Below are 12549 nucleotides of genomic sequence, written 5' to 3'. Positions count from 1 at the left end.
GTAGACATTCACCTATCTTCATTATGATGCATATTGTAACGTACCAAGCATTATAAAGGGGGAGTGCGTATGTATCCATATCAATACGATCCACGTTTTCAAAATTTGTTTCCACCTGGAGGAGGCCAAGGGTTTCCATCGTTTCCACCTGGAGGAGGAGGCCAAGGGTTTCCATCGTTTCCACCTGGAGGAGGAGGCCAGGGGTTTCCATCGTTTCCACCTGGAGGAGGAGGTCAAGGATTTCCACCGCCGCCACCTGGAGGAGGGGGCCAAGGGTTTCCGCCACAGGGAGGGGCTCAGCCGCCTTCAAGTCCACCGCCAGCTTTTACACCTGCACCAAAGCTAGGTTCAGGAGGTCCATCACTTTATGCTGTTGACCCAGGCGCTATTTCAGGATGCTTATACCGATATACCTATATATGGCCGAGAAATGGTCGGCCTTACTGGTTTTACCCAACCTTTGTAGGCAGACGCTCAGTTGCAGGATATCGCTGGACAGGATCTTTCTGGGTGTATGCTGGGGTAGATGTAAATCAAATTCGAGAATTTCAATGTGTATAAAACTCCGCTTGCGGAGTTTTTTTTGTGCGAAAAGGTTGACGCATAAAAAATGACGTTATATAATAAATCTCGAATTAAAGATAATTTGTTTAGTAATATCTCGAATTAATAATAATATACACTTTTTAGGAGATGACATTTATGGCAAATGTATTATATGTAAAAGTAAATCCGCAGGTTGATGAAGCATCATTTTCAACTCGTTTAGCACAGGTTTTCTTAGATGAGTATAAAACAGCAAACCCTACTGATACAGTGACAACGCTTGATCTGTATAAAGAAACAGTTCCGTTCATTGATGGAGATGTTTTAGCAGCATGGGGAAAAGCTGGAGCTGGTGAAGAATTATCAGCTGTTGAATTAGAAAAAGTAACGCGTATGGGTGAATTAGTAGAGCAATTTTTACAAGCTGACAAAGTTATTTTCTCAGCTCCAATGTGGAACTTAAGCTTTCCTCCACTAATGAAAGCATATATTGATAACATTTTAATTGCAGGAAAAACGTTTAAATATACTGAAAATGGTCCAGTAGGATTAGCTTCAGATAAAAAAGTAGTGTTACTAGAAGCTCGTGGAGGGGTTTATTCAGAAGGCCCTGCAGCAGAGCTAGAATTTACTCAAAGCTATTTACGTACAGTGATGGGCTTCATTGGGGTTCAAGATTTCCAACTGGTTGTTGCAGAAGGTATGGCTTACACACCAGCAGAAGCAGACAATATTCTAGCAAAAGCATCTGAAAAAGCAAAAGAAGTTGCGTCAACGTTCTAATCTCAAAAGGCTGGGACAAAAGGATTTTAGACGAAGTGAAAAACGAACCACTGATCAAGATATTTGATTAGTGGTTCGTTTTTTTTGTTACGGTGAACGTAGGTTTCATGTTTGTAAGTCTTTCTAGCAGTTGATTGGAGGGCAAGCCGAAGACTCCTGCGGGAAAAGCGGAATAGGTGAGACCCCACAGGAGCGTATGCGGCGAGGAGGCTCAGCATCCCCCTCGGAAAGCGAAGTCTTGCACGGAAATCAAATGCGGTGTCAAAAGCGGTTCGGCCCATGTATACGAGTTGTTCGTCTTTAGATTGGATTCATTTGTTTATGTCTCAACCTCTTTTTTAGGTTTAAAATTCAATATCCACTCTTCAGAAGATGTATAAAGGGTTACATGAAGTGCGGCATAGAGAACGCACTTTTTATGAAAACGCTCATACATTTTTATTTACAAGACAAAAAAAGCATGGTTAAATAATGACCATGTTAACGTAACATCGGGATAGGGGAAGTTTTTCCGCAGAATCATTGGGGTATGCTACAAGTACAATCTAAAAAAGGGTGATTGAGATGTTTAAAAAATTATTTGGTAATAAGACAAAATCAAAAGAAACAACCGTTCTAGCTCCGCTTTCAGGTAATATCCTGCCAATCAGCGAAGTACCAGATCCAGTGTTCGCACAGAAGATGATGGGAGACGGTTTTGCAATCGAACCTTCAGAAGGACAAGTTGTTTCACCTGTTGCTGGGGAAGTTGTTCAGCTTTTCCATACAAAACACGCGGTAGGCTTAAAAACAGAAGCCGGTACGGAAGTATTAATACATATCGGCCTTGAAACAGTGGCAATGGAAGGCGAAGGATTCGAAGCTCACGTGGCACAAGGTGACAAAGTAAGCGTAGGAACACCTCTTATCACATTTGATTTAGCGCTTATTCAAGAAAAAGCGAAAAGCATTATCACACCAATCGTTATTACAAACAGTGATGCAAGTGAAAGTTTCGAAATTTTGGCTCAAGGGACAGTTCAAAAAGGCGAAACGGCTTGTGCAAAAGTAACGATGAAGTAATAAGCAAGGCCTTTTCCTTTAAGAAAGGAGAGCGCATTTGAAGATTTTAAAAGTATTAAATAACAATGCCGTTGTCTTTAAAGAAGGCGGAGTTGAAAAGATTGCGATGGGTCCCGGTATCGCTTTTCAAAAAGGCAAAAATGATCTTATTAATGCTGCGAAAGTGGAGAAAGTCTTTGTCATGAAAGAAGAACAGGAAAAGTTTCAAGAACTATTAAAAAACCTTCCTGAGGAGCATATTCAAGTGGCGGAAGAAATCATTTCGTATGCGGAGCAGCAGCTTTCTGCGACGCTAAGTCATCATGTGCATATTGCTTTGAGCGATCATTTGTCCTTTGCTGTCGAAAGGATAGCCCGCGGAATTTCCATACAAAATAAATTACTTAATGAAATTAAATCTCTCTATCAGCCTGAGTATGCAATAGGAGTATGGGCGCTTCAGCATATCAAAAAGAGACTAGATATCACGATGCCGATTGACGAAGCAGGGTATATTGCGCTTCATATTCATACGGCGAAACTGAATTCACCGGGCATGCAGCAGCTCATGATGAATACAACGATTATTAATGAAATGGTTACGATTATAAAAAAAGAGCTGAATATGGAGATTGATGAAAACAGCATGTCCTATCAGCGGCTGCTAACTCACTTGCGCTTTGCGTTAAACCGTTTAGCGCAAAATGAACCTTTTCATGAGATGGATGAAGAGATGCTTGACGTATTAAAAGTCAAATATAAAAAATCGTATCAGTGTGCTGAAACGATCAAGCAATTTGTCAAAGATGAGTACGAAATTAATTTTCCAGAAGCGGAGCTAGGATATATCACGCTTCACATTTGCCGAATAGAGCAAAGAATATAGAAAAAAACATTGACGAATATTGTTGCTTTGAGTACAATGAAAGCGTATTAATTGAATAATCGGGATTGTGACTGGTAAAGCAGGCAAGACCTAGAATGCGCATGAAGGACAACTATGTCTTTTATAAGCGTATTTTAGGTCTTGCTTTTTTTATGGTATACAACAAGGAGGAAGTAAGATGGACGTAAAAGAAATTGCTAAAAAGCTTGTTCCGCTTTTAGGAGGAAAAGAAAATATTGCTAGTGCTCAGCACTGTGCTACGCGTTTGCGCCTTGTTATTCGAGATGAAAGCAAAATCGATCAAAAAGGTTTAGATGAAATAGAAGATGTAAAAGGGGCTTTTTCAAATTCAGGGCAGTTTCAAATCATTTTTGGAACCGGTCTCGTTAATAAAATTCACGCTGCTTTTATGAAAGAACTAGGCGCTGAAGAAGCTGCTGTCCCAGCGGACCATCAAGAAGAAATGAAAAAGAAAATGAACCCATTTGCCCGTTTTGCCCGCATGCTTTCCAACATTTTTGTTCCGATTATTCCAGCCATTGTAGCCAGTGGTTTACTAATGGGGCTGCTCGGGATGATGAAAGCGTTCCACTGGGTCTCAGAAGATAGCGCGTTGTTTGTGTTGTTGGATATGTTCTCAGGCGCAGCATTTATCATTTTACCGATTTTAATCGGGTTTTCAGCTGCAAAAGAATTTGGTTCAAATCCTTATCTGGGAGCGGTTATCGGAGGGATCTTAACACATCCGATGTTATTAAATCCGTGGACATTAGCAGATGCTAAGCCAGAATATATGGATTTGTTTGGTTTAAGTATTCCGCTGATTGGCTATCAAGGTACGGTCGTTCCGATTTTATTGGCTATCTACGTTATGAGCAAAATTGAAAAGGGACTCCGGAAAATTGTGCCGAATTCGGTTGATTTACTTGTTACGCCTTTTTTAACTGTTATTATCACAGGCTTTGTGTCACTTGTGTTTATTGGTCCTTTCGGTCGCTATATTGGAGATTTAATTTCGATCAGCCTTCAGTCTCTATACGATGTAGCCGGAGTGTTTGCAGGAATTTTGTTTGGTGGCTTATATTCGACCATTGTATTAACAGGCTTGCAGCATAGTTTTCATGCTATTGAAGCAGGACTGCTTGCTAATCCGAAGATCGGCGTTAACTTCTTACTTCCTATTTGGGCCTGCGCGAATGTGGCGCAAGGAGGAGCAGGGCTGGCTGTTTACTTTAAGACGAAAAATGCCAAAACGAAAAAAATTGCGATTCCAGCGGCTATTTCTTCCTTCTTAGGAATTACAGAACCAATTATTTTCGGCGTCAATTTAAGACTTCGCAAGCCATTTATTGCTGCGGCTATAGGCGGAGCAGCCGGGGGAGGCTACGTTGTACTTATGCACGTAGTAGCCAACGCATACGGCCTCACAGGCATTCCAATGATGGCCATTGCTGCACCGCTTGGTATGAGTAATTTAATTCACTATATCATTGGTATGATTATTTCTGTAGGTGTAGCATTCGGCGTTACATGGTTCATGAAGCTAAAAGAAGACTGAGAACCATCGGTAAGCATAAGAGAATAGAGAACGGTATTAGATTTGCTCATCATATTTTATGGTGAGCAAATTTTGTGTCGTAAATATGAAACTTTTTAAAAAGTAATACGTAGAACAGTCAAAGAGATAAGTTGATGTTGTGTAACAGGAACGTAAATGCTACACTACATATATTGGATTGTACTATTATAGTCAGAAAGAGAGCTGGCACATGGAATTTTATCACGATCTTTTTCTATATGCGCCGTATTTATCTGCTTTCGTTTTATACATCCTTTGTTATTATATGCTTCGTGAAGCTAGGTTTACGGCTTTTCATGCGGAACCTGTCACCGACCATGTGAATGCAGGGATTGACCCTTCAGTATTAACAATATGGAAAAGACGAAATGTATTTATACATGTGTATAGAAAAACACCAGTTAAAGAGAAGAATAATGATGAAGAAGATCCTTTCCTTCTGAAAAACACTTCATACATTTAGTCATTATTAGGAGGAAAGAATATGAAAAGAAATAAAAAATTATTATTGCTTGGTTTAATGGGAGCGCTTCTTTTAGCTCTAGCCGGCTGTAGCAGCACGAAAACACCAGTAACCGCAACAAGCGGCGGGTTCTGGGATCATTATTTTGTTTACCCTTTATCTATGGCATTAACGAAAATTGCTGAATGGGCAGGCGGAAGCTATGGTCTTTCTATTATCATTGCGACGGTTATCATTCGTTTAGTTCTATTGCCGCTTATTTTAAAGCAGCAAAAGAGCACGATGGCTATGCAAGCACTTCGTCCAGAGATGGAAAAGATTCAAAAGAAATATGCTGGTAAAAAAGATCCTGAAACACAGCAAAAGCAGCAAAAAGAAATGATGCAGCTTTACCAAACGCATAAAATTAATCCGGTTGGCGGATGTTTGCCAATCTTTATTCAAATGCCTATTATTATCGCGTTTTATAATGCCATTGCAAGAACGCATGAAATTGCGCAGCATTCATTCTTATGGGTAAGTTTAGGGAAACCCGATCCTTACTTCATTTTACCGGTAGTTGCAGCGATTACGACATTCTTACAAATTCGTGTAAGTATGACGGATGAAATTCAACCTCCAATGAAAATGATGATGAACATTATGCCAATCTTCATCTTAGTAGCAGGGATTTCACTTCCATCTGCTCTTGCATTATACTGGGTAATCGGTAACTTATTCGGAATTGGACAAGGTTACTATTTGAAAAAACGTATGAGTTTATTGAAAGAAAAAGATGCGGCTAATAATACAGCACAAGCTAAAACAAAGCCATCACCAAAATCTAAGTCAAAATCATAATATACAAAAAGCGCAGCTATTCGCTGCGCTTTTTTATTTTTTAAAAAGAGGACGGGACAAAAGTAGTTTAGCCGAAGTGAAAAACAAACCAGTAATCAAAATATTTGATTACTGGTTTGTTTTTTTTATTATGGTGAACGGAGATTTCATCTATTTCGCTGCTTCGAGCAGTTGGTTGGAGGGCTAGACGAAGCCTTGCACGGAAATCAACTGTGGTGTCACAAGAGGTTCAGCTCATGTATCCCATTTGTTCGTCTTTCGATTAAATTCATTTCGTTATGTCTCAACCTCTTTTATTTTTTCAAAAATGTGATGAGATGAGGAGATTTGTGTAACGCTATAAAAAAAGACAGGAGTGAACATGGTGAAAAAAATAGCGTTATGTCTGCTTTTTCTTATGTTGTTCCCTATGCAAATAAATGCTGCCACTACAGTGAAGGTCAGTTTTATACGGCAAGGAAACCTATGGATATATGATAACGGTACCGAAAGGCAGTTATCCTATGCCCGTCATGCCTCTATGCCTCAATGGTCATCACATGGAGATATAGTTGCCTATTCAGAAAATGATTCTTTAATGATTGCACCGTTAAAAGGAAAACCGCTACTAGTTGAACATGATGTGACTCATTATCAATGGTCACCGGTTGCTGAGGAACTTGCGTATATTTCGAATGGAATCTTAGTATATTACAATGTTAAAACGCATGAAAAGAAGCGTGTAGCCGTAGGAGTTGATCAGTTTTCATGGTTTCCAGAAGGAGATCGATTTTTAATTACGTCAGCTGCTGCGCTGGCGCCCACGGGATGGGGACCGGTAAAGCTATATACAGTGAGCAAATATGCAGGGTTAGACGTAAAAAAAGTGGAGGCTTTTACGACGCTGCCAGCAGAAAATGATTCGTTTTTTGCGTATACAACAAGCAGCTTCAAATGGTCTCCTAACGGTCAATGGATTAGTTTTATCGCTATTCCAACGGCTTCGATGTCTGCAGATGCAAATAAGCTGTGCATCATTACAAAAGAAGGAAAAGCTTTTCAAGTAGTGGGAGATATGCTTAATGTATCTAATTGGTTTAAGTGGAGTAATGAAGAGCAAGTACTGGCATTTATTAATGGGGAAGGAAGATTTGCCACTGAAAATAAAAAGTTCACTTTAAAAGAGATGCCGGTTTTTAAAGAACATGTGTTTACTCCAAAAGGCTTCGCAGATTGGGATTTTACTTGGACAGAAAAAGATAACATCATCATTTCACGTGTGCCCGAAGCAGGGTGGTCGAATGATGAAAAAAAGAGGCCACTGCCTTTTTTGTATAGCATGAACGTAAAGACTAATAAGCAAAGTCAGTTCACATTTCCGCAAAAAGGCTTAGGAGATTATGCACCTGTTTATCATAAAGCAACGAATCAAACGATGTGGATTCGTACAAATCGAAAACAAGCAAATCTTTTAACACGCGTAAAAGATACGAAAAATGATAAGGTACTTATTTCAGGCTTAGACCTGCCGGGAAATTATTATGAGCTGTATCGGTGGAATGAAGTATTTAGCGTGTACAGCCCTTAATAGCTAATTAAAACATAAGAAACTAAGGTGAAAAAATGAATATACGTTTGTTGGTAAAAGAAGACGCTGACGTGTACTTTGAACTCCGTCTTCGTGCTTTAAAAGATCATCCCGAAAGTTTTATTTTAAGTTATGAAGAAGAATATGAAAAAGAAATTGCTGATATCCGAAATTATTTTCCAAGCAGCCAATCAGAATTTGTAGTAGGAGCTTTTATGGAAAAACAGCTTGTGGGGATCGTGGGGTTTCAGCAGCAAAAGCCTTTAAAAGTTCAGCATAAAGGAGATATTTGGGGGATGTACGTAGCCCCTGAAGCAAGGGGGAAAGGTCTTGGAAAGAAGCTGTTAAAAACCGCTGTTGAACAAGCTTTTTCCAAAACGAATGTTTTGCAAATCTACCTGGCCGTCGCTGCTAAAAATGAAGGAGCAAAAGCTCTATACAAAAGCCTCGGTTTTACTTCTTATGCGTATGAAAAAAGAGCTCTTCAAGTAGATGGTGAATTTATCGATGAAGAGCATATGGTATTGTCTATAAAAAGCCTTTGATCATATCAAAGGCTTTTTTGTACGGGAAAAATTTAGCTGAAACGTATAGAGATGGAAGCACATTCCCCATAAATATGCTATGATTTAACATATAGGATTATGGAGAGGCGAGGCAGCAGATGGAAAAACTGATTGAATTAAAAAATGTTGCAAAAGTATACAAAAAACATACCGTATTAGAAAACATTCACACGACCCTTTATAAAGGAGAGACTGTCGCGATTGTTGGGAAAAACGGTGCCGGAAAAAGTACGTTTTTAAAGTTAATTGGCGGATTATCGAAACCGACTAAAGGGACAATTCACCTTCATAAAGAAACCGGTACGCCTGGATTTGTGGTGGAACAATTTCCTCAGGAGCTCCGTTTTACGCTAGCAGGTTATTTGCAGCACATGGGACGAATTCAAGGATTGTCTAAGAAAAAGCGCACCTCTAGAATTGAAGAGCTGCTCGAAACTTTCGAAATGGTAGAGTTTAGGCATGAAGAAATCATTTCTTTTTCAAAAGGAATGAAGCAAAAAGTCAACATGATGCAAGCGCTGCTGAGTTCTTCTAAGCTGCTATTGCTTGATGAACCTCTATCAGGATTAGATGCTCGTGCTCAGCTAGAAGTAGAACGAATTTTTACAAAGCTCAAAGAACGAGGGATGACCATTGTATTTACGTGTCATGAAGAAAGGCTCATTCATGCTGTAGCGGATCGTGTTATCACCATTGGCTCACAGCGCATTTTAAAAAATGAGCGCGTTCAACTCATTGAGCATTTAACGGTCATTGAGGCAAATGTCATTCTCAATAAGCCGCTTCGTTTATTAAAAGAAAAGTGCACGAAAATTGAACAGCACGGAAACTACTGGATTTTTTATATAGATAAAAAATATGTAAATGAGTTTCTTGCAGAATTGCTTGCTGTTCAAGCTGAAGTTGTAAAGCTATATCATATGGAAAGGGAAGAAATTTAAGATGGGTGCATTGATTCGCTATCATTTTATTACATACATTAAATCGTATCGATATATTCCGCCGCTTGCACTTTATATTATTTCGCTGTGTATGAACTATACATATAGACCGAACCCGGTGCTTGATAGCTTTTTTAATACAGCACTTTTCCTCTTTTTTCTAACCACTTGGTTTACGATGTCTCTGTTTCACGCGGAAGATTCCAGTCAAGAAGTTATTACAAAACTTCATGTAGGGAAAAAGAACAAGTACTTTATAAGCAAGCTTATTAGCTGTATGCTGCTGTTTACATTTTTATCAGCGGTTTCCATTGCTTATCCCGTGCTGCTTGATATGTTTGAAGTGGATATATCCACTAAGCAAATGGTGTTCGGGTTTATTATTCACTGGACGTTTAGTTTGCTTGGTATGAGCATAGGCCTTGTTTTCACAAGAGATGTTGTAAGAGAAGGCAGCTTATCGTGGTTTGGACCTCTCTTTATTTTAATCGTTACGCTTGCAGCGGCAGGCGTTTCATTTCCGTATCAAGGAGGGGGACTGCTGCTGTATGTATTGCCGCCCGTATCTGCAATCATTCAATTTATTAACGAAGGATTAAACAAATTTTTGGTGTTTGGCTGGGCTTTGCTTTATGCCATAGCATTAATTAGCCTGTACTTGTGGAGAGCGAATAGAAGAGATGTATAAAGAATAAACACTTGCCGCGGCAAGTGTTTATTTATTATGAAGCACGTTATAAAGACGATCCGGGTAATTAGTAAACATGCCGGTTACGCCCCACTCGATAAGCATTCTCATTTGCTTTTCATCATTTACTGTATAAGGATGAACGTCTAAATCATATGAGCGAGCTTTTTGTACATATGACTTTGTCAGCGTGTTTGCATTAGGACCGATGCCGTCCGCGTACGTTTTGATTTGTCTGAACTGCTGATCTGTTAACATATTGGTTTGCTTAGAACGAATCAGTTGAATTAGTTTCATCGTAGGTCGGTATCGATGGACGGTTTTTAAGCTTTCAGGACTAAATGATTGTACAATGACGTGATTGGTATGAATGTTGTACTTAGCCATCAGCGTCAGCAATTCCTTTTCCATACCTGGATATTCATGAGGAGATTTTGTTTCAATATAATAGTTTGTTCGATTGCCAAACGTACGGAATATTTCTTCTAAAGTTGGAATGACGGCTTTTTTATTACCTTTTCCTGCGTTCAAACGCTGAAGCTGCTTCACTGTATACTGTTTTACATATCCTGTTCCATTTGTCGTTCGGTCAACTTTGTAGTCATGAATTGCTACCAGCTGCTGATCTTTAGACATATGAAGATCAAGTTCAATGTAATCCGCTTTTTGTTGAACGGCCGCGAGATAAGATTGCATCGTATGCTCTGGCTCATAACCTGATGCGCCTCGATGAGCAATAATGGCTACTTTTTCTGCTTGAGTAGAAGCTGCCTGCGTATGTATAAACATAAAAATACCGCATAAACAAAGAGTGAGTGAGCTTACAAACCACCATTTTCGTCTCATATCAAAACTCCTTTTTATTGAGGGGTCGTGCATTAGTTTACTAGTGAGATGTTGTGTTCATATTAAGGCTGTGTAAATATTTAAATAAAACGAACGAGTATGTAATTAAAAGTAATAAACGCCGATGTTTAGTGAGAAACATCGGCTGCTTTTTCCGGGCGAAGGCTTGTATAAATAACGAGCCTGCGCTCATGAGTTTTCTGTTTATGATCAAACGTTCCCGTACAGGTGATTAAATTAAGCTGGTGTTGAAAAGTTGGACCGAAAATCTCTCTGATAGGAGCAGAATCTCGGGGATAAGAAGCTTTATTGGTAACAACAAAGGTCAGCTGATCCCCTTGCTGATCGGTTACAAAAATTTCATCTCCTTTTGTGAGCTTGTCGAGATGATAGAAGATAGCGGGTCCTTTTTGATCATCAACATGTCCTGCAATGACCGCATTTCCTTCCTCTCCGGGTCTTGCTCCGAGCTTAAACCAAGCTACATCATGACCATTATCAGGAACGCTCATTTCACCTTGGTTAGTAAGGCCCATTCCTTTTATAAAAGCCTTGATATGAAGTTTCGGAATAATAAGCTGAGATGGAAGAGGCGTAGAAGCATTTCCTGAAGATTTCAAGGATTGAGCTGATTTTGTTTCAGCCATCTTCACAACAAAATCCGTCGAGCTGTTTGCAATTGCTGATTGGGCAAACCAGCTGCTCATGAATAGTATAAAAGAAAAGGTGAAAACCCCTCCTATCCATTTCATTCGCTTTCGTATCCTCTGTGACGACGAACAACAAATATAGCGACTGCTCCAATTCCTAATAAAGTAAGAACTGGCACAATTGAATTATAATTATTCTGTGAAGCACCGCCCATACCTGTTTTTGGCATTTCGGAAGGCATAGCCGTATTATCTTTTAATAAAAGCGTTTCAAGACTGTCGGCTTTGTTAATAGCGAGCACCGTGTAGACCGTGTTAGCTTCTAAATTAAGGTTTGGAATGTCCAGTACTTTTTTGTTGTCTTGACTAGTTGCAATGGTTAAATCATAGGTTCCGGCATCTACTTCAGAATAATTTGTCATTTGTTTAAAAGCAGTGTCTTTAAACAAAGTAGGGCCGTGATTAATACCTACATTAACAGCGGGAGCATCTGGAGAAAAGTGAGCAATTCGAATTTTACTCTTTCCTTTAGCTACGTTCATATCATCTTGAGCTACTTTTAATTCCAAGTGTGCAACTTGGTTAATAGCAGCAAGAGTATAGGCCTTGTTTGCTTCGACGGTTACATTAGTGGAAATGACAGGTTTTTCTTTTCCTTTTGTACCTATGGCATATACCTCTATTTTATGAGACCCCGCAGGTACTTTAAGGTAATCTGTCACATCTTTAAACGATGCGCCGACTACGATGCTTTGATTGTCCACATATATATCTACTTCAGGTGCATCAGGTGACGCATGCACAACTCGTATCATCGCCTCCTGCACAGCTGCAGAAGTGAAACTATCTGAAAAAGCTAGTAATAAAACTGCGAGTAAAGAAGCAGCAATAATCTTTACACGGTTCATAACGTTTTACTCTCCTTTTAATCTAAGTTTGTCCTGTTAGTCCCGTATGAAAAGTGGTGAGCATTCATTCACTTTTGAACGTACTCGGGCATTTATTCACTTGTTATCATCTACAATTTTATCCAATATATGCATAATTTATTTCATTAGATGAAATTTTTGTAAAAGGCCAGGTAAATAGTTTGAATTTTGTGATAATATTAAAAAAAGGGTTTGATTAGTAGTTGATGTCTCTATTACAAAAG

Annotated in this window: 13 protein-coding genes; 10 read left to right on the top strand and 3 right to left on the bottom strand. The window is 39.2% G+C overall.

Features of this window, described 5'->3' with window-relative positions; translation table 11 throughout:
- Positions 1 to 69: 69 nt before the first annotated feature.
- From AC3WJG_RS04095 to AC3WJG_RS04050, 10 genes are all read left to right on the top strand, one after another.
- Positions 70 to 561 (top strand): hypothetical protein, encoded by a 492-nt coding sequence (locus AC3WJG_RS04095; protein WP_060746805.1) that lies wholly within the window; start codon positions 70 to 72, stop codon positions 559 to 561.
- Positions 562 to 702: 141 nt separating this feature from the next.
- Entirely contained in the window at positions 703 to 1329 is a 627-nt protein-coding gene (locus AC3WJG_RS04090; protein ID WP_014458563.1) for an FMN-dependent NADH-azoreductase, read from the top strand.
- A gap of 564 nt (positions 1330 to 1893) precedes the next feature.
- The gene (locus AC3WJG_RS04085) at positions 1894 to 2391 is read left to right on the top strand and encodes a PTS sugar transporter subunit IIA (RefSeq protein ID WP_013084668.1); all 498 of its coding nucleotides are present in this window, start codon (positions 1894 to 1896) and stop codon (positions 2389 to 2391) included.
- 37 nt (positions 2392 to 2428) lie between these two features.
- Positions 2429 to 3256, top strand: coding sequence for a PRD domain-containing protein (locus AC3WJG_RS04080; RefSeq protein WP_028410911.1), 828 nt, complete (start codon positions 2429 to 2431; stop codon positions 3254 to 3256).
- 178 nt (positions 3257 to 3434) lie between these two features.
- Positions 3435 to 4814, top strand: a complete 1380-nt coding sequence (locus AC3WJG_RS04075; protein WP_028410912.1) for a sucrose-specific PTS transporter subunit IIBC — start codon at positions 3435 to 3437, stop codon at positions 4812 to 4814.
- 505 nt (positions 4815 to 5319) lie between these two features.
- A complete protein-coding gene (yidC, locus tag AC3WJG_RS04070) occupies positions 5320 to 6138 on the top strand; it encodes a membrane protein insertase YidC (protein WP_013058701.1) in 819 nt (272 codons plus the stop codon).
- A gap of 361 nt (positions 6139 to 6499) precedes the next feature.
- Positions 6500 to 7705 carry a TolB family protein gene (locus tag AC3WJG_RS04065; protein ID WP_098331943.1) on the top strand — a complete coding sequence of 402 codons (1206 nt, stop codon included), beginning with the start codon at positions 6500 to 6502 and terminating at the stop codon, positions 7703 to 7705.
- Positions 7706 to 7740: 35 nt separating this feature from the next.
- A complete protein-coding gene (locus AC3WJG_RS04060) occupies positions 7741 to 8250 on the top strand; it encodes a GNAT family N-acetyltransferase (RefSeq protein WP_028410914.1) in 510 nt (169 codons plus the stop codon).
- A gap of 119 nt (positions 8251 to 8369) precedes the next feature.
- Complete coding sequence (locus AC3WJG_RS04055; protein WP_028410915.1) at positions 8370 to 9212, top strand: ATP-binding cassette domain-containing protein; 843 nt, start codon at positions 8370 to 8372, stop codon at positions 9210 to 9212.
- A gap of 1 nt (position 9213) precedes the next feature.
- Positions 9214 to 9900, top strand: coding sequence for a hypothetical protein (locus tag AC3WJG_RS04050; protein ID WP_014458572.1), 687 nt, complete (start codon positions 9214 to 9216; stop codon positions 9898 to 9900).
- A gap of 27 nt (positions 9901 to 9927) precedes the next feature.
- On the opposite strand, the gene AC3WJG_RS04045 is transcribed toward AC3WJG_RS04050, so the two are convergent.
- The 3 genes from AC3WJG_RS04045 to AC3WJG_RS04035 form a co-directional block, all read right to left on the bottom strand.
- Positions 9928 to 10746 (bottom strand): glycerophosphodiester phosphodiesterase family protein, encoded by an 819-nt coding sequence (locus tag AC3WJG_RS04045; protein WP_221840860.1) that lies wholly within the window; start codon positions 10744 to 10746, stop codon positions 9928 to 9930.
- 128 nt (positions 10747 to 10874) lie between these two features.
- Positions 10875 to 11498, bottom strand: a complete 624-nt coding sequence (locus AC3WJG_RS04040) for a class F sortase (RefSeq protein WP_337133970.1) — start codon at positions 11496 to 11498, stop codon at positions 10875 to 10877.
- A complete protein-coding gene (locus AC3WJG_RS04035; protein ID WP_492587987.1) occupies positions 11495 to 12304 on the bottom strand; it encodes a DUF4397 domain-containing protein in 810 nt (269 codons plus the stop codon). The genes AC3WJG_RS04040 and AC3WJG_RS04035 overlap by 4 nt, the downstream gene beginning before the upstream one ends.
- Between the last annotated feature and the right edge of the window lie 245 nt (positions 12305 to 12549).

The organism is Priestia sp. FW507-14D1A (assembly GCF_058781295.1).
The sequence above is the reverse complement of the archived record's forward strand: the minus strand, read 5'-3'. Positions and strand labels throughout refer to the sequence as shown.